General features: G+C 54.7%; 13 protein-coding genes. 12 read left to right on the top strand and 1 reads right to left on the bottom strand.

Annotation, left to right across the window (positions count from 1 at the left end; genetic code table 11):
• Positions 1-170 precede the first annotated feature (170 nt).
• A complete protein-coding gene (locus tag CFELI_RS08910) occupies positions 171-551 on the top strand; it encodes a DUF3040 domain-containing protein (RefSeq protein WP_277104577.1) in 381 nt (126 codons plus the stop codon).
• 137 nt (positions 552-688) lie between these two features.
• Here CFELI_RS08910 and CFELI_RS08905 read toward each other — a convergent pair whose 3' ends face one another.
• Positions 689-1,306, bottom strand: a complete 618-nt coding sequence (locus CFELI_RS08905; RefSeq protein ID WP_277104578.1) for an excalibur calcium-binding domain-containing protein — start codon at positions 1,304-1,306, stop codon at positions 689-691.
• A gap of 859 nt (positions 1,307-2,165) precedes the next feature.
• Here CFELI_RS08905 and mraZ point away from each other — a divergent pair.
• The 11 genes from mraZ to murC all read left to right on the top strand — a co-directional run bounded on the left by mraZ (position 2,166) and on the right by murC (position 17,593).
• Positions 2,166-2,597, top strand: a complete 432-nt coding sequence (gene mraZ, locus CFELI_RS08900) for a division/cell wall cluster transcriptional repressor MraZ (RefSeq protein ID WP_277104579.1) — start codon at positions 2,166-2,168, stop codon at positions 2,595-2,597.
• A gap of 297 nt (positions 2,598-2,894) precedes the next feature.
• Complete coding sequence (gene rsmH / locus CFELI_RS08895; RefSeq protein ID WP_277104580.1) at positions 2,895-3,920, top strand: 16S rRNA (cytosine(1402)-N(4))-methyltransferase RsmH; 1,026 nt, start codon at positions 2,895-2,897, stop codon at positions 3,918-3,920.
• A 3-nt stretch (positions 3,921-3,923) separates the two neighbouring features.
• A complete protein-coding gene (gene ftsL / locus CFELI_RS08890) occupies positions 3,924-4,625 on the top strand; it encodes a cell division protein FtsL (protein WP_277104581.1) in 702 nt (233 codons plus the stop codon).
• 219 nt (positions 4,626-4,844) lie between these two features.
• Positions 4,845-6,710: a peptidoglycan D,D-transpeptidase FtsI family protein gene (locus CFELI_RS08885; protein WP_277104614.1), complete on the top strand. Its 1,866-nt coding sequence runs from the start codon at positions 4,845-4,847 to the stop codon at positions 6,708-6,710.
• A gap of 278 nt (positions 6,711-6,988) precedes the next feature.
• Positions 6,989-8,500 (top strand): UDP-N-acetylmuramoyl-L-alanyl-D-glutamate--2,6-diaminopimelate ligase, encoded by a 1,512-nt coding sequence (locus CFELI_RS08880; RefSeq protein ID WP_277104582.1) that lies wholly within the window; start codon positions 6,989-6,991, stop codon positions 8,498-8,500.
• Positions 8,501-8,527: 27 nt separating this feature from the next.
• On the top strand, positions 8,528-10,105 hold the full coding sequence (locus CFELI_RS08875) for a UDP-N-acetylmuramoyl-tripeptide--D-alanyl-D-alanine ligase (protein WP_277104583.1): 1,578 nt from the start codon (positions 8,528-8,530) through the stop codon (positions 10,103-10,105).
• Between the two features lie 3 nt (positions 10,106-10,108).
• On the top strand, positions 10,109-11,209 hold the full coding sequence (mraY, locus tag CFELI_RS08870; RefSeq protein ID WP_277104584.1) for a phospho-N-acetylmuramoyl-pentapeptide-transferase: 1,101 nt from the start codon (positions 10,109-10,111) through the stop codon (positions 11,207-11,209).
• Positions 11,210-11,214: 5 nt separating this feature from the next.
• Positions 11,215-12,618: a UDP-N-acetylmuramoyl-L-alanine--D-glutamate ligase gene (murD, locus tag CFELI_RS08865; protein WP_277104585.1), complete on the top strand. Its 1,404-nt coding sequence runs from the start codon at positions 11,215-11,217 to the stop codon at positions 12,616-12,618.
• 139 nt (positions 12,619-12,757) lie between these two features.
• Positions 12,758-14,476 (top strand): putative lipid II flippase FtsW, encoded by a 1,719-nt coding sequence (ftsW, locus tag CFELI_RS08860; protein ID WP_277104586.1) that lies wholly within the window; start codon positions 12,758-12,760, stop codon positions 14,474-14,476.
• Positions 14,477-15,059: 583 nt separating this feature from the next.
• Positions 15,060-16,160 carry an undecaprenyldiphospho-muramoylpentapeptide beta-N-acetylglucosaminyltransferase gene (murG, locus tag CFELI_RS08855; protein WP_277104587.1) on the top strand — a complete coding sequence of 367 codons (1,101 nt, stop codon included), beginning with the start codon at positions 15,060-15,062 and terminating at the stop codon, positions 16,158-16,160.
• On the top strand, positions 16,157-17,593 hold the full coding sequence (gene murC, locus CFELI_RS08850; protein ID WP_277104588.1) for a UDP-N-acetylmuramate--L-alanine ligase: 1,437 nt from the start codon (positions 16,157-16,159) through the stop codon (positions 17,591-17,593). Before murG ends, murC begins: the two co-directional genes overlap by 4 nt.
• The last annotated feature ends 2 nt before the right edge of the window (positions 17,594-17,595 follow it).

The raw sequence follows: 17,595 nt of genomic DNA, 5'->3' as shown, positions 1-17,595 counted from the left end.
TTTCCTACTACGCTTGACGTTAGATGAAGTAGAACAACCTTTTTCTAAGTGTGAAGTACCGTCACCAGCTGCAGAAGTGTTATATTTCGGCAGTGTTGTCACCCGCTAGTATTGTGTGGGTGGCGGTAATTTACGCCGACACTGTAGTTACGCGGATCCAGGGAGGAATAGTGGCACTTTCCGAACATGAGCAGAAGATGCTTCGGGAAATTGAGCAGTCGTTGCTGGCGGAAGACCCGCAGTTTGGCAAGTCTGTTGCGGCCGAAAGCTTCGGGGGCTCGCAAGGTGGTGTTACCTTGCGGGGGATTGCTGTTATTGTGATCGGCTTGGTTTTGCTCGTTGGCGGTGTGGCTATGAGCCAAATTTCGCTCTGGCTTGTCGCGGTCAGTGTCTTAGGTTTCATGGTGATGGTTGCTGGTGGCATGTGGATGCTGCGCAGTGGCGGTAAATCTCCAGTGTCCGTAACTAGCAGCCACCGTACAGGTTCGACTTCCCAAGGAAAGCTGGGGGAGCGGATGGAAGATAACTTCCGACGCCGTTTTGAAAACTAATCCTTAGACCAACATTTCCCCCATGCTTTCCATCATCTGAGGCGAAGAAAGTAGGGGGAAATAATAAAGGCACCGTAGATCTGCCGTGATTTACGGTGCCTTTATGTAATTGTGAATCGGGACGCTTGGCGTATCGCCTAACGTGGGCGACGCTCGCAGCCTACGCCGTCACCATCGCGATCGAGCCTGCTATGGAAACCAGCTTCGTGGCTACGAATCGGGCGGCCAAGTGCACGCCAGACCTCACGGCAATTACGGTAGTAAGCCTGAGGTGCAGGTTGCGGGGCAGGAGGTGGGGTGACCGCACGTGCCGCAGGTGCTGGCCGCGGTGCCGGTGGGGCAGGGGGAGCGGGTGGTGCAGGTGGCGCTGGGGGTGCTGGGGGTGCGGGTGGCGCTGGGGGCTGGAAAGGATTCGGGATCAGGCCGTGATGCATAGCCCACTGCACCGCGCCACCAATAGCGGCAATGGTTACTGCGATACCAGCGCCAATGCCAGCGATAGCCCAAGGACTCAGTCCTTGCTCCTGCTGGGCTTCAGTGGTGTCTTGGGCATTAGTGGTGGCATTGTTTTCTGACGTTGTGTGGTTTGCCGCCGTGGTTGTATCTGTGGTGGCAGTATCAGGAGATGCGCCTTGCTGGGAGTCGGTAGAAACAATCGTTGCGGTGGTGGAATCCTGGGCAAAACTGACAGGGGTACCGCTGAATGCGACTGCTAGTGCCGTGGTACATGCGAGGAGAGAAGAACGAACTTTCATCAACAATCCTTTTGGTGTTGCTGCTGATCAGCATGGAATTTTTGGAATGACTTCCTTGTAGAAGTACAGAAAAATTAACACAATATGAGTGCAGATTAGGGCAAAACTAAGTTTTGGTTGAAAATTACCTCATTTTGGGGTGTGTCTTCGGTGGATTTTCTACTGAAAAATCAGTTTTTCTGTGCTTTAAAGGGGGTAAGGCTCAAGAGTGCGGTGCGGTGATGCAGGGGGTTTGGTGGTTGAGTTGAGCACTTGGTGTGGGGGCGGGGGAGGTTTGTAGTGATGGTGGTGGTGAAGGAAATTTGGCGCCAGCGGGTATGGGGGTAAATGAGATGGAATTGCGCAAGCTGGGAGATGAAGAATGTCTGTCAGGGTTCATAGTCACATCCCCCACTTTCCCCCACTGGGGATTCCCCACTTTCCCCCACGGCCGAGAAGGGGGGTGTTGTTGTTATGTACATCTGTTGTGCTTATGAAAGTTGGCGGGGGTAAATAATCGTTTTATAAGCGCAGTTCTTAATGGGTTCCTACTGTGTGTAACCATTAGTGTGGGGCTAAGGAATTGAACAGGATTGGGAAAACTGGGACACAAGGGGTATGGGGGAACATCGGTAATAGAGTGAATAGTGGGGCTATTTTGAGGGAAATCTACTTCTGATGCAAAAAAATTCCCCACCAGAAAAGTGCAGCTTAAGCTATGTTTTTTGGACCAATGTTGGCAGATCTGCTTGGGTGGTGAGTTGAAAGTGGGGAAATGTGGGGTAATGTGGGGGGCGTAGAAAACGGAGGCGGTTGTTCGCTCAGCCGCTTCTGTATCTCACAGTCGTTAAGCAGTTTGAGGGAAGGTGGGTACCGTGACATGTTTCTTGGCACCTACACTCCCAAGCTTGATGACAAAGGTCGCCTAACCCTTCCCGCAAAGTTCCGCGAAGATCTTGCGGGTGGATTAATGGTGACAAAAGGGCAGGATCATTCCCTCGCTGTTTATCCCAAAGACGAGTTCATTCGGCGGGCACGCAAAGCTGCTGAAGTGTCTCGTACCAATCCGGAAGCCCGAGCTTTCATCCGTAACCTCGCTGCGAGTGCGGACGAACAGCGCCCCGACGGCCAAGGACGTATCACATTGTCGGCAGCACACCGTGAATATGCGGGGTTGACCAAAGAATGTGTGGTCATTGGTTCGATGGACTTCCTCGAAATTTGGGATGCTGCCGCGTGGGCGCGATACCAGGAAGAAACTGAAGCGGCTTTTGCAGCCGCCGACGATGACATTCTTGGAGGACTCCTTTAACGCACGGGTGGAGTGCGCGTAAGAACTCCACCGCTGAACCTACAACCGCATAAGAGAAAAGCTATTTAAAGACCACGCATTGTTCTGGTGTACTTCCCCGATATCAGAGCGGCGACCTTCCCAAGAAGCATCACGGTACTTGGTTTTCTTTTCATGCAACACAGGGTTAGTGGTGGGGCTCTATGCGCACTACGCAATTGGGCTATTGGGCTACTGGTGACCCAGCACCAGTAGGGAAGAAGTACATTACGCAATCGCTAAAGTGCGTGAACAACCAGTAAGGAAGAGGGGGACTTCATGGCAGAAAAGTCTTCACACCGGGCAGACCTTCAGGCCAACTTTGGTCATGTTCCCGTTTTACGCGACCGCGTCACCGAACTTTTGGCACCAGCGGTTGAAGAAATGGGCGACCAAGCCGTCATCATCGACGGAACCCTCGGCGCCGGCGGGCACTCTGAATTCTTCCTGAAAAGCTTTCCACAGGCCTACGTCATCGGCCTTGACCGCGATATCAACGCGCTGACCGCAGCACGTGAGCGACTAGCCCCCTTCGGCGATCGATTCGTCGGCTTGCACACCCGCTTCGACCAATTTCTGCCACTCATGCAGGAAGAAGCAGAAAAGGGAAACACTGCTTGCCGTATTGGCATCGAGGTTGGCATCACAGGTGCACTGTTTGATCTAGGTGTGTCGTCCATGCAGCTTGACCAAGTCGATCGTGGCTTTGCCTATCGCGTTGATGCGCCATTGGATATGCGCATGAACGACACCGAGGGGATCACTGCTGCCGATATCCTCAATACTTACTCCCATGGGGACATCGCGCGAATTTTGAAAACTTACGGAGATGAACGATTCGCAGGCAAGATCGCCAGCGCGATTGTGCGCGAGCGTGAGAAACAACCGTTTAGCACCTCCGCGCGTTTGGTCGAACTGCTCTACGCAAACATTCCTGCGGCAACACGCCGTACCGGTGGGCACCCAGCTAAACGCACATTCCAAGCATTGCGTGTGGAAGTCAACCGTGAGCTGGAAGCTATCGAAAATGTCATCCCGCTGATCACCGACCTGTTAGTGCCAGGTGGGCGCGCGGTGTTCATGTCGTACCAGTCTTTGGAAGACAAGATCGTGAAGAAGTTCTTCACTGAATTAACTACCTCGAAAACCCCTGCCGGGTTGCCGATGGATCTGCCCGAGTACGCAGCGAAATTCGAGCTGATTACACGCGGCGCAGAAAAAGCAAACGAGAAAGAAATCGAAGAAAACCCTCGATCAGCCCCCGTGCGGGTCAGGGCTATTCAGGCAAAGAAAGGAGCACGGTAACCCATGAATACAACGCAGCTGCCGCGCACCTATTCCTCCCGTGACTACAGTGGCGATCTGGATCGAAACACTACCCATCGCTCGAGCGTTATCGATGCCACCCGTACGCTACCTTCGCCTGAACGTGCCCGTACCGCAACCCCCACGCGACGAACTGTGGCGGCCCCGAAACGGCGCTTTCAGCACAAAGGTGGATCGAAACAGCAATTCACGTACCGTGGACGCAGGGTTGAACGCCCCAAAGCCGACCGCGGAAAGATTCGCTTCACCATTTTCATCAGCATCATCGTGATGCTCGGCGTGTGTGCAGCAACCCTGCTGTCTGGTGTCTCGACCGACCAGTCGTTCAAAATCTCCACTTTGAAGCACAACGAACAAATGTTGCGCAATCAATTGGAAACCCTCAATAGGGATCTGCAACAAGCATCTGCGACCGCTGAAATTGCACGTCGTGCGCAAGAAATGGGCATGGTTGTACCTGACCAGCCAGGGATCTTGGTGCGCAATGAAAACGGCGACATTGTCGAACAGCGCCCTGCAACCGACGCAACACGCCCTATAGTTGATGTCAATGGGCAACAGATTCGCCCGCGTCTTGTCACGAGCGATCCGAAGCTGACACAAGAAGTTGCGCCGAATCTCAACCCTGTACCGCAGGTGGTCCCCATGGTGCCCAATGTGGCCCCATACCCTGCAAATCACTAAGGCAACACCGGATGATGAGGGCATATTAAGGCCGTGAACCAGAGGAGATCCGACGGGCCGGGACGAGACGAGTACTCGTCCCGGATTCGTCGTAGGGAAGAAAGCTACAAGCAACAGCGCGTAGGACAACTCAAAGCCACCACCGTGCCCGCAGGATCGCCCGCATCACAGCGCAGAGCAGGTGGCGGCGTCGACAAGCCAGTGACGCAAAAAGAAATGATGGCGACAAGGCTGCGTGCAGTTCGCATCCTCGCCCTCTTTTTGTGCGCTGTTCTCATTGGACGCATGGCGTGGGTGCAGTTGGTGTGGGGGCCAGACCTTTCAGAAAAAGCCTCAGTGCAGCGCACCCGTATCTACACTGACCCTGCGCGGCGCGGCGAAATCGTCGACCGTCAAGGCCAGCAACTTGCATTCACCATGCAGGCGCGCTCACTGACAGTCTCGCCGAACGTGTTGCGCAAAGAGCTGCGCTATACCGCAGAAAACGATCTGATCGAAGCAGGCCAGTGGTCGGGAATTCCCGCCGATCAGCGGGAAAACGCGATTGATAAGAAGGTTGAGGGTTACCTAAAGCAGTACGCTGATGAAATCCCGAAAGTGATCGCGGATAAAGGGGCATCAGCGCACGAAGTCAATAGCAAAGACATTTTGGACAAGCTGGAAGCTGATTCCACGTATGCTGTGCTCGTGCGCAATGTTGACCCCGACGTGGCGGTAGAAATTTCGCGCACCTATCACGGCGTCGCCGCCGATCTACAGGACATTCGCCAGTACCCCAATGGTGCAGTTGCCTCAAACGTCATTGGAAAAATCAGCCAAGATGGGCAGGGCCAGTTCGGGTTTGAGGCGTCGAATGATTCCCTGCTTGCCGGTGTGAATGGTCGCTCCACCGCAGATGTATCCGCGTTGGGTCAAGTGATTCCAGGTACCTTGCGTGATCAGGTGCCCGCCACGCACGGCGCAAGCGTGACATTAACCTTGGATCTTGATTTGCAAACTTATGTGCAGCAGCAACTCGAGCAAGCCAAGAGTAATTCAGGGGCGAAACAAGCCAGCGCAGTTGTGCTGGATGTAAAAACTGGTCAGGTTCTTGCAATGGCCAACACCGACGCCATTGACCCCACCGGTGATATTCAACGCCAGCTCGACCGCGGTAAAGAATTTGGTAACCCAACAATTTCAGCCCCGTTTGAACCCGGTTCGGTGGCGAAAATTATCACCGCCGCTGGTGTCATTGAAGATGGCTTAACAACCCCTGACGAGGTGCTTACCGTACCAGGCAGCATTGACATGGCTGGGGTCAACGTGAAGGATGCATGGCCGCACGGCCCCACACCGTTTACCACAACCGGCGTTTTTGGTAAGTCGTCAAACGTGGGTACTTTGATGCTGGCCCAGCGCTTAGGCGAGGAACGTTTCGATCAATTGTTAACCGATTTCGGAGTGGGCCGCCCCACCGGAATTGAGCTCCCATCCGAGTCGGAGGGTTTGCGCCCACGATTCGAGCAATGGTCGGGCGGCACGTTCGCAAACTTGCCTATTGGCCAAGGCATGAGCCTTACCTTGATTCAAATGGCTGGAATTTACCAAGCGTTGGCCAATGGGGGAGAGCGGATTGAACCTCGCATTGTTGCCGAGATGAAAGATTCTACCGGTGAGGTCATTGAGCAGCCGGAGCCTCGCCGCGTCCGGGTGGTGAAGGAATCTACTGCACGGACGGTTATTGATATGTTCCGGGCGGTTGTCCAACAGGATCCTACTGGTGTGCAGCAAGGTACCGGTGCTGGTGCGGCGATTCCTGGTTATCAGATCTCAGGCAAGACGGGTACCGCACAACAGGTGGATCCCAATACTGGGGCGTATTCGCACTCTAATTACTGGATTACTTTTGCAGGCATCGCCCCTGCAGATAACCCACGCTATGCGGTGGCGTTGATGCTGGACCGCCCTGTGCGTGGTGTGCATGGGGAAGGTGGGCAATCGGCTGCGCCGTTGTTCCATGACATTGCTAGTTGGCTGTTGGATCGCGATAACGTTCCATTGAGCCCACCACAAGAAGGGCAACTTATCTTGGAACCGCGCTAAAAGTTTTTGTTTCCTCACTATAAACGCGCTCGTTCATGAGGAGAGTTGGCTGCGTTGCATCCGCGCGACGAGTGCGACGAGTGTGTGCAAAGCGAAGGAAAATGTGAGGGTGCTCATTGTTTGGTGCAGGATGCTTTGCCTGAACTTAACGCCGAGTACACTTCTCTTTTGGTGTGTGGCATTCTTCGTGCATCTTTGGTGTGCGTTGTGTGTTTGATTGTTCGTGTTGTTTCTGTAGTTTTGAGTGTTTCTTATCGCCTTGGAAAGGGGAGTCCTACATGTCCGAAAAAGATGTGGTTTCGAAGCCGAAGATTTCCGAGCTTGCTGCACTTGCGCAAGCAAGGGTTGTCAACGCAGATAGCTTTGATGGGCTGGACTGCTTGATTTCGGCAGTGAGTTTGGACTCCGCTTCCGTAGCACAGGGTGAACTGTTTGCGGCGTTGCCGGGCACTCGGGTGCATGGTGCGCAGTTTGCTGGGGCAACCCAGGCATCGGCAATTCTGACCGATGCGGCAGGTGAGTTGATCTTGGCTGAGGAAGGGGAAACTCGGCCTATTCTTGTGGTCGATAATGTTCGTGCGGTGTTGGGGCTTGTCTCTGCCCGTGTATACAACGATCCGTCGGCGCAGCTGACTGTGCTGGGAGTGACGGGCACGAGTGGCAAGACGACAACGAGCTATCTTCTTGAAGCTGGGCTTTTGGCTGCGGGGAAGTCGGTGGGTTTGATTGGCACGACTGGCACGCGGATTAATCGTCGCTCTATTCCGACGTCGTTGACTACTCCTGAGGCGCCGACGTTGCAGGCGTTGTTTGCTCAAATGGTGTCGGAGGGTGTGACGCATGTGGTGATGGAGGTTTCTTCGCATGCGTTGTCGTTGGGGCGTGTGCAGGGTGTGAAGTTTGATGTGGCTGGTTTTAGTAACTTGTCGCAGGACCATCTGGATTTCCATCCGACGATGGAGGAGTATTTTGAGGCGAAGGCTGCGTTTTTCCGCCCCGGGTCGCCGTTGGCTGCGAAGGCAGCAGTGGTGTGCACTGATGATCAGTGGGGTGTGAAGATGCTTAACGTTGCTGGGGCGGGGGCGAAGGAGTTGTCGACTAAGCATGAGGCTTTTTATGCGGCAACTGATGTGGTCACTGAGCCTACGGGGGCGCAGCGTTTCCGTTTTAATGGCATGACTGTAGCGTTGCCGTTGCCGGGTTTGTTTAATGTGGCGAATGCGTCGTTGGCGTTGGCGATGGCGGATTGTGTTGGCGTTGATCTTGAGTTGATGATTGCTGGGCTTGCCGACGTCGGTGTGCCCGGTCGTATGGAGCGCATCGATGCGGGCCAGGATTTCTTGGCTGTGGTGGATTATGCGCATAAGCCTGCTGCTGTTGCTGCGGTGTTGGATACGGTTCGGGCGCAGGTTCCTGGCCGGGTTGCTGTGGTGATTGGCTGCGGTGGTGACCGTGATGCGTCGAAGCGTCCGATTATGGGTGCTGAGGCTGCTCAGCGTGCTGATTTTGTGGTGGTCACTGATGATAATCCGCGTTCGGAGGATCCGGCTGCTATCCGCCAGGCGGTGTTGGAGGGGGCGCGGTCGCAGGATTCAGATGCCGAGGTGGTTGAGATTGGTGATCGTCGTGAGGCGATTCGTGCGGCGATTGCGTGGGCGAAGCGTGGCGACGTCGTGGTGGTTGCTGGCAAAGGTCATGAGGTTGGGCAGTTGATTGCTGGTGTGAATCATCATTTTGATGATCGCGAAGAGGTGCGGGCTGCTTTAGAGCAGCAAAAGGCACAAGATTAGAAGACGAAAACGAGAAGGTATCGAGCAATGATTGCATTGACGTTGGCGCAGGTCGCCCAAGCTGTGGGGGGTCGAGTTGACCATGGCACGGGTGATGAATTGATCACCGGTGGGGTTGAGTTTGATTCCCGTAAAGTTGGGCACGGGGATTTATTTGTTGCTATTCCTGGTGCTCGGGTGGATGGCCATGATTTTGCGCAGCGTGCTTGTGATCAGGGGGCGGTTGGTGTGCTGGCCGCGCGTCCTGTTGGTGTTCCTGCGGTGATTGTTCCGCCTGCGCCGGATGAGCTTGGTTCGGGGAATTCCTATGCTACGGAGCATGATTCGGATGGCAGTGTTGCGGCTGTAATTTTTGCTTTGGGTAGGCTGGCGCGTGCTGTGCTCGATCGTTTGGATGCACTGACTGTTATTGGTGTGACTGGTTCGGCGGGGAAGACCTCGACGAAGGATATTGTGGCAACGTTGTGTTCGCAGCAAGGGCCGACGATTGCACCGCCGGGGAGTTTTAATAACGAGATTGGTCATCCTTATACTGCGTTGCAGTGTGATGAGGAGACTGAGTTTTTAGTGGCGGAAATGAGTGCTCGTGGTATTGGTCATGTGGCACATTTGGCCACGATTGCGCCTCCGCAGATTGGTGTGGTGCTCAATGTGGGTACTGCCCATGTGGGGGAGTTTGGTTCGCAGGAAAATATTGCGGTGGCGAAGGGCGAGTTGGTGGAGGCTTTGCCTGCTTCTGGTGTGGCTGTGCTGAATGCCGATGATCCTTTTGTTGCGGCGATGGCTAGTCGTACGCGTGCTCGGGTGTGTCGTTTTTCTGCTCGCGGGCCTGCGGATGTGTGGGCGAGTGATATCAGTGTTGATGCGTTGTCGCGCCCGCGGTTTGTTCTTCATGCAGGTGAGCATGAGGCTGAGGTGCAGTTGCAGATTTTTGGTCTGCATCAGGTGTCTAATGCTGTGGCGGCTGCTGCTGCTGCGTTGGCTGCTGGTGTTGAGTTTTCTGATGCAGCTACGAGATTGTGTGAGCATCGTTCGGCGAGTGCGCATCGCATGGATGTGCGTACCCGTGAGCATGACCAGGTTGTTGTGATTGATGATTCGTATAATGCGAATCCGGAGTCGATGCGGGCGGGGCTGCGTTCGTTGGTGGCGATGAAAAAACCGGAAGCCCATGCGATTGCCGTGTTGGGGCCGATGAGTGAGCTGGGTGAGAATGCGGCGGAAGATCACGCCGAGATTGCTCGTTTTGCCCATGAGATCGGGGTGAGTTCGCTTATTGTGGTAGGGGACAACCCCAACAGTTTAGCGGTTGTTGAAGCAGCTTCGCAGTGTGGTGTGCCGACTTTTTCGGTGTCCGATACTACTGAGGCTGCGCGCATTGCCCAGCAGATTATTGAAGCTGGGGATGTGGTGTTGGTGAAAGCCTCGAATGCTTTCCGTTTGTGGACAGTAGCCGAGGCTGTTCTTGCTGGAAACCCCAGTGAGGAGAGGAAGTCGCACGCTGATGGTGCTGAGGGTGATTCTCAGTCGCTATCATGTGCGTGTGTTGGAGAAAAGACAGTGACGAATAGTTCTTTAAGCGGTAACCGAAAGCAGGATGCGTAAGCCATGACCCAGATGATTCTCGCCGGGGCAATTGGCCTTTTGGTATCCATTTTTATTACTCCTGTTTTGATTCGGAAGTTTAGTGCTGTCGGTTTAGGTCAGGAGATTCGTGAAGAGGGTTTGAAGTCGCACTTTAAAAAGCGTGGCACCCCAACGATGGGTGGCATTGCCATTCTTATTGCGATCACCGTGTCGTATGTTGCTACCTCGATTTATGGTGAGGTAACTAACTTGGGTGGTTTTACTGCCTCGGGTTTGTTGGTACTGGGTTTGACGCTTGGCTTGGGTGGTTTGGGCTTTGCCGATGACTTTATCAAGCTGTACATGGGTCGAAATTTGGGTCTGAATAAGAAGGCGAAGTTGATCGGCCAGTTGGCTATTTCTTTGGCTTTCGGCGGGTTGATCTTGTTGTTTCCCAATCAGGATGGCTTAACCCCTGGCTCGACTCATTTGAGTTTCTTGCGTGATCTTGACACCGTTGATCTTGCTTTTGGGGGTGGGGTTATTGGCATTATTTTGTTCCTGGTGTTCATGTACATCCTCATTTCGGCGTGGTCTAATGCGGTGAATTTGACTGATGGGCTTGATGGTTTGGCTGCCGGTGCGACTGCTTTTGTGTTGGGTGCTTATGGTGCGTTGGCGTTTTGGCAGTTTAGGAATTCCTGTACTCAGGTTGCTGTTCCAGGTTGTTACGATGTGCGTGATCCGCTGGATTTGGCTATTTTGTCGGCTGCTGGTTTGGGCGCGTGCGTGGGCTTTTTATGGTGGAATGCGGCTCCGGCGAAGATTTTTATGGGGGATACCGGTTCGCTTGCGCTGGGTGGTTTGGTTGCTGGTTTGTCGGTGGCAAGTCGCACTGAGCTGCTGATGGTTATTGTTGGTGCGCTGTTTGTGATCGAGGCTGCGTCTGTAGTAATTCAGGTGGCGGGTTATAAGGCGAAGAAGATTCGTATTTTCCGGATGGCTCCGTTCCATCACCACTTTGAGGCTGGGGGTTGGGCTGAGACGACGGTGGTTGTTCGTTTCTGGCTGATCGCAGGTGTTGCTGCGCTGTTGGGTGTGGCGATTTTCTATGGTGAGTGGCTGAGCTACGGAGGGATCTAGAGCTGATGAATCTTGAGGGAAAGATTCTGGTTGCCGGTGCTGGTATTTCCGGTGTGGGCGTTGCCCAGATGCTGGTTAATCTTGGCGCGGATGTCACCGTGGTTGATGGGAATGAAACAGCACTCGCGCGTGCCTGTGAGGTTACGGGTGCTCGTGGCATCTCGCTTGTCGACGCCATGGCAACGCTTGCTGATTTCTCACTGGTGGTTACCTCTCCTGGTTGGCGCCCGTCGACGCCGCTTCTAGTGGAAGCTGCTGCCTGTGGCATTGAGGTGGTTGGTGACGTTGAGTTGTGTTACCGCCTTGATTGCGCGGAGGTGTTTGGGCCGAAGCGTACGTGGATGGTCATTACCGGCACGAATGGTAAGACGACGACGACTGCGATGCTTGCGGCGATGATGGTGCAGTCTGGTGCGCAGGCGTTGGCGGTGGGCAATATTGGTGTGTCGGTGGCTGAGGCTTTGCAGCGTGGCACAAAGTGTTCGGGTGATCCGGATGATGCGTTGGATGCCGATACTCGTGTGGATGTGTTGGTGGCTGAGCTGTCGAGTTTCCAACTTCACTGGTCTTCGCAACTTCGCCCAGATGTGGGTGTATTGCTGAACCTTGCCGAGGATCATATTGATTGGCATGGGTCGATGGAGGAGTATGCCACGGCGAAGGCGAAGGTGCTGAAAGCCCCTATTGCTATTGCTGGGATTGACGATGAGTATGTGCGCCGTTTCCTCACGCCGGACACCATTAGTTTTACTCTGAATCCGCCGACGCAGGGTCAGCTGGGGATTTCTCAGGGCCATGTGGTTGATTGCGCGTTTGGCACTGACTATGTGTTGGCTTCGTGCGAGGGTATTCAACCTCCTGGTCCTGCGGGTCTGTATGATGCGTTGGCTGCGGCTGCTGCTGCGCGCGCGCAAGGGGTATCCGCTGAGGATATTGCTGCGGCGTTGGCGTCTTTTACGGTTGCTGGTCATCGCGGTCAGATTGTGGCGCAGGCGAATGGTGTGATTGCCATTGATAACTCTAAGGCGACGAATCCACATGCTGCTGATTCTGCGCTTGCTGGTCATGAATCGGTGGTGTGGGTTGCCGGTGGGCAGCTGAAAGGTGCCGAAGTATCGGACCTGGTGGCTAAGCATGCTCAGCGTCTCAAAGCTGTTGGTCTGCTTGGTGTTGATCGGGAGGTGATTGCTCGCGCCGTCGACAAGCATGCTCCTCATGCGAAGGTGATGGTCACAGACAGCACTGACCCAGTTGCTGCGATGGATGAAGTGTGTGCGTGGGCTGCCGCTGAGGCTGTGGCGGGGGATGCCATCGTTCTTGCGCCTGCTGCTGCTAGTTTGGATATGTATACCGGCATGGGGCAGCGTGGCGAGCTCTTCACCGAAGCAATATCCAAGTATCTTGGGTAAAAGATGCGCACTATCGGCGAGTGGTGCACAGTGCGCCTGTCGCGGGTAGCATCGCGGCAAGGTGTGTTCGCCTTCGCTGGTTTTGGGTTTGCGTCATGCGCCCTTGTGAATGTTCGACCAATGAGATGAGGATTAGACGATGACAGCGCGAACACCTGCAAGCGGACAACCTCAGTCTCGTAGTCTGCCGGAATCTCAGCTTCGCACGAAGAACACTCAGGGCAGTGGTGGCGGTGGTTTTTGGGATGCGCTTTCTGCGCGCCGGAAAGATATTTTCGCCCGCCCATATTTTGACTACTTCAACATTTTGATTGTGGTGTTCATGCTGGCCGCGTTCGGCGTGGTTATGGTGACCAGCGCGTCGATGTCGTGGTCGGTGACTGAAAATGGCAGTGTGTGGGCATTTCCTGTGCGCCAGGCCGTTTTAGTGTGTTTGGGTTTGGTGGCCATGTGGATGGCGATGCGGATGCGCCCCCAAACTGTGCGCAAACTCAGCTGGGCACTCCTTATTGTGTCGATTGTGCTGTTGATTGCGGTGCTGATTCCTGGTGTGGGTACAGGCATGGAGGAAAAAGGCTCGCAGTCGTGGATTGTGGTTGGCCCGCTTCGTCTCCAGCCATCTGAGATTGCTCGTGTCGCTATTGCGGTGTGGGGTTCGTCCCACCTCGCTGGTCATAAGCCTGAGTTTAAGAGTTGGAAATCTCCATTTTCTTCCTTCTGTCTCGTTGCTTTAACCATGACGTTGCTGATTCTGGCCGAAGCTGACGTGGGTATGGCGCTGACCTTCTTGATGGTTGTGATCTTCCTGCTGTTTTTCGCCGGCATTAATGTGCGCATCATCGGTCTTATCGCTGGTTGTATTACGGTGGGTTTGGCGTCGTTGATTTTTTCCGGCTCCTTCCGTTCGCACCGCTTTAGCGTGTATTTCGATGCACTATTTGGGCATTTTGAAGACACGAAAGACACTGCTTTCCAGTCGTATCAGGGTTTCCTTTCGCTTGCCGACGGGCACCTCACCGGTGTGGGCATTGGCCAGTCCCGCGCGAAGTGGTTCTATCTTCCTGAAGCAAAAAATGACTTTATTTTCGCTGTGATTGGTGAGGAACTTGGTCTTGTGGGTGGTGCGATCGTGATCGCTTTGTTCGCATGGCTAGGTTATGTCGGTTTCCGCGTGGCTATGCGCAGCGAAAATCAGTTCCTCGGTTTGCTTGCCGCGACTCTCACCTCAGGTATTGTGGTGCAGGCTTTTGTGAACATGGGCTATGTCATTGGTTTGCTTCCAGTCACTGGTATCCAGCTTCCACTGATTTCTTATGGTGGTACGTCTGCGGTGATTACGTTGGCGGCGATGGGCTTGTTGGCTAACTGTGCCCGCCACGAACCCGAGGCGATTTCGGCGATGCAGGCGTATGGTCGCCCAGCGTTTGAAACGCTGCTGTTGTTGCCGGAACCAACCTTGGAGGGGTTGGAATCTCCTGCGAAGGTGGGGCTGCGTCCGCGTCAGCGCAGCAATGAGGAGGCTCATGCGCGACCATCCACGGCTCGTGATGTACCTCCAGCATCCCCGCGGGGTGCGGATGCGTATCCTGAGCGTGAGGTCCGCCGTAGTTTGCCGGATCGGCCGAGGGCTGGATATGCGCCGCGGGCTTCACAGCCACGTGCACATGGTGGGTACCGTGGGGGACAGGGAAGTAGCCGGGGCGGTTATGATTCAGGTGGAGTCGACCCCCGTGATTCCCGTGGTGCGCGCGGGCTAGGGCGTAGTACCGGTGGTGAACAATTACCGCGTGGTGGCCAGCGTGGACGTCCCCCACTACGCAAGAAGGGGCCGCGGCGTCGACCGCATCGGCCTTTTTAACAGTGGCCCCACACCCAAGGTGTGGGGCTTGTTCTTCCTCCTACAGGGCGGATTCTTGTGGCGGGGTGGTGCACACATTGAGCTTGTGGGCACAGAAGCTTTTCCATCGATGTGTTGTCCAGGTTGGCTGTTTGTGTACTTTCCCAGATTCCCTGCGAGTTGTTTTTAGATTGTCCCAGCATATTCTCAAAGAATCATGGAATTATGAATGTTTGGGGATTGATTGATAATTACACTTAGAGTTTCAGCACAGCTGTTCAAAATTGACCTGCGGTTTTGTTGGTAGCATGTGCTCTATCTCTAACTGATAATTTGTTCGCTACCAACTCAGTCCGTGCTCAGGTGTTGGAAGTGGTAAAAGTGCTGGAGGGAAATGGGCTAGTCATTTAGGCTCTGTTGCGCGGGAAAGCGCCGCTAAAAGTTTGGGCCCGCCTAAGCGCCATTGCGGATGTGCGCAAGCCCTTTGAATTGGTGGAATCCACCTCGGAAGACAGTGCACAGGCAAGATTTTCCATTTCACTTGGTTGCCAAGACAAGGTGTGCCACTATCTGGGCGGAAGTTTTAGCTAGACTAATAGACACTATGACAAAAAACAGCTTAGACGTCGTTGTCGCTGGCGGCGGCACCGCAGGACATATCGAACCAGCACTTGCGGTAGCTGCTGAACTACGAAAGCGCGGCGCCAATGTGATTGCCCTCGGCACCGCCAAGGGCTTAGAAAAAGACATTGTTCCGGCCCGCGGCTTTGAACTTCAACTCATTAGCCCCGTCCCAGTTCCGCGAAAAATCAATCTTGACCTTTTCAAACTGCCGTTAAGGCTGATAAAAACTATCGGTGAAGCACGGCGGATTTTACGCAACCATAATGCCGATATCCTCATCGGTTTCGGCGGTTACGTATCAGCACCGGGTTATCTGGCGGCACGCAGTCTGGGTATTCCTTTTATTATCCATGAGGCGAATGCCCGCGCAGGTCTTGCCAATAAGCTGGGCGAAAAACTTGGGGGTTTAGGCTTAAATGCTGTTGCAGGTTCCGGTATGCCCGGCAAGGTGGTGGGTATACCGATCCGCACTGGATTGCATAGTGAAGCAGATAAGGCAGCTGCCCGCGAGCGTGGCTTTCAACTCTGGGGTCTTGATCCTAGCCGTCGTACCTTGGTGGTTACTGGTGGGTCCCAGGGAGCGCAGTCGCTGAATGTTGCGGTAGAAAAGAATGCGGACGCGCTGATTGCATCGGGGTGGCAGATCCTGCACGTGTATGGTCCGAAAAATACTGCGCCCACCCCGCGTGAACATCTTCATGCGGTGGCCTATGTGGATGATATGGCTGCTGCCTACCAGGTGGCTGATGTGATTGTGTGTCGTTCCGGCGCAATGACAGTTGCAGAAGTCACCCATGCAGCCGTACCCGCGGTGTATGTTCCGCTGCCGCACGGCAATGGTGAGCAGGGGCTGAATGCTTCAGCTGTGATCAAAGCTGGTGCAGCAGTGCTTGTCGACGACCGGAACATCGCCGACCAGCTTGTTGCGACCGTCGACACGCTCATAGCCGACGACCAGCAGCTAGGACGCATGCGCGAAGCCGCCCGAAACTCAGGAGTAGGCAACGCCGCCGAAACCATCGCCGACATTGTTTTTGACATCACCGACACACACCGAGCAGAAACGGACACACACTCATGAACACACCTTCAGTAGACCTTAGCCGCGTGCATTTGGTGGGCATCGGCGGCGCCGGAATGTCTGGTGTGGCCCGCATTCTTCTCAATCGTGGCGCAACCGTCTCCGGCTCGGATGTGAAAGATTCCCGCCCGCTTCTAGCATTGCGCTCTATGGGTGCGAAGATCGCGGTCGGGCATGCTGCTGAAAACCTGCAGATGACCGGGCAGCTGCCGACGGTAGTCGTCACCAGTTTTGCTGCCATCCCGAAAGATAACCCCGAACTCGTTGCCGCTGCTGAGCACAACATTCCTGTTATTCGCCGCTCCGACCTGCTCGGCGAGTTGATGCTGGGCAGTACCCAAGTACTGATCGCCGGAACGCACGGCAAAACCTCCACCACCTCCATGGCCGTGGTTGCCATGCAAGCTGCGGGAATGGACCCTAGTTTCGCCATTGGTGGGCAGCTGAACAAGGCGGGCACGAACGCTCACCAGGGAACCGGCGGCTGCTTTGTGGCAGAAGCCGACGAATCGGACGCCTCCCTGCTGCGCTACTGCCCAGATATTGCGGTGGTGACCAACATCGAGCCTGATCACCTTGATTTCTTTGAAACACCCGAAGCATATTTCCAAGTGTTCTCCGATTTCGCTGATCGTTTGAGTGAGACCGGCACGCTGATTGTCTGCCTTGATGATGCTAACGCCGCAACGCTCGGTGAGAAGAAGAAAGATCAGCTCAAGGTGCTTGGCTACGGCACTCAAGAGGCCTGCGCGAAGCACCCAGATATTGCCCATACTGTGGTCAGCGACGTGACAGTCGGCGATAAGTTCACCCACGCCACTGTGCAGGTGGGTGGGCATACGGTTCGCCTCGACCTGCACATTCCGGGCATGCACATGGTGCTCAACGCAGCTGCTGCAATTACCGCTGGCGTGGTTGCGGGCGGGGAACTGGATAAACTGGTCGAAGGTGTCTCCGATTTCTCCGGTGTGCGCCGACGCTTTGAATTCTACGGCGAGCATCGTGGCATCGAAGTGTACGACGATTATGCGCATCACCCCACCGAAGTGCAAGCTGTGCTGCGTGCGGCGCGCGAAAAAATCAACGCCCGCGGCACCGGTCGCGTGGTTGTGGTCTTCCAACCGCACCTGTACTCCCGCACCATTGAGTTCCAGCAAGAATTTGCTGATGCACTTTCGCTTGCCGACGCCTGCGTGGTGCTCGATATTTTCGGTGCGCGTGAGAAGCCGGTGGAGGGAGTTGATTCGCGCATCATCACGGAAAAGATGAGCATTGACGCGATCTACGAACCTAATTTCTCCGCTGTCCCTGAAACCGTGGTGGGTCTGGCACAACCTGGTGACCTCGTGCTCACGATGGGCGCTGGATCTGTGACTATGTTGGCGAGCGAAATCATGTTGGCGCTGACACACCACGATGCGAAAAACCAGTAGGC

It is taken from the genome of Corynebacterium felinum (genome assembly GCF_030408755.1).
Classification (GTDB): Bacteria; Actinomycetota; Actinomycetes; order Mycobacteriales; family Mycobacteriaceae; genus Corynebacterium; species Corynebacterium felinum.
This window is presented reverse-complemented; position numbering and strand designations above follow the sequence as displayed.

What these genes read in the sequence shown, in the direction of transcription:
- CFELI_RS08905 (WP_277104578.1), bottom strand. Translation starts at nt 1,306, where the DNA reads ATGAAAGTTCGTTCTTCTCTCCTCGCATGTACCACGGCACTAGCAGTC.
- mraZ (WP_277104579.1), top strand. Translation starts at nt 2,166, where the DNA reads ATGTTTCTTGGCACCTACACTCCCAAGCTTGATGACAAAGGTCGCCTA.
- rsmH (WP_277104580.1), top strand. Translation starts at nt 2,895, where the DNA reads ATGGCAGAAAAGTCTTCACACCGGGCAGACCTTCAGGCCAACTTTGGT.
- ftsL (WP_277104581.1), top strand. Translation starts at nt 3,924, where the DNA reads ATGAATACAACGCAGCTGCCGCGCACCTATTCCTCCCGTGACTACAGT.
- CFELI_RS08885 (WP_277104614.1), top strand. Translation starts at nt 4,845, where the DNA reads ATGGCGACAAGGCTGCGTGCAGTTCGCATCCTCGCCCTCTTTTTGTGC.
- CFELI_RS08880 (WP_277104582.1), top strand. Translation starts at nt 6,989, where the DNA reads ATGTCCGAAAAAGATGTGGTTTCGAAGCCGAAGATTTCCGAGCTTGCT.
- CFELI_RS08875 (WP_277104583.1), top strand. Translation starts at nt 8,528, where the DNA reads ATGATTGCATTGACGTTGGCGCAGGTCGCCCAAGCTGTGGGGGGTCGA.
- mraY (WP_277104584.1), top strand. Translation starts at nt 10,109, where the DNA reads ATGACCCAGATGATTCTCGCCGGGGCAATTGGCCTTTTGGTATCCATT.
- murD (WP_277104585.1), top strand. Translation starts at nt 11,215, where the DNA reads ATGAATCTTGAGGGAAAGATTCTGGTTGCCGGTGCTGGTATTTCCGGT.
- ftsW (WP_277104586.1), top strand. Translation starts at nt 12,758, where the DNA reads ATGACAGCGCGAACACCTGCAAGCGGACAACCTCAGTCTCGTAGTCTG.
- murG (WP_277104587.1), top strand. Translation starts at nt 15,060, where the DNA reads ATGACAAAAAACAGCTTAGACGTCGTTGTCGCTGGCGGCGGCACCGCA.
- murC (WP_277104588.1), top strand. Translation starts at nt 16,157, where the DNA reads ATGAACACACCTTCAGTAGACCTTAGCCGCGTGCATTTGGTGGGCATC.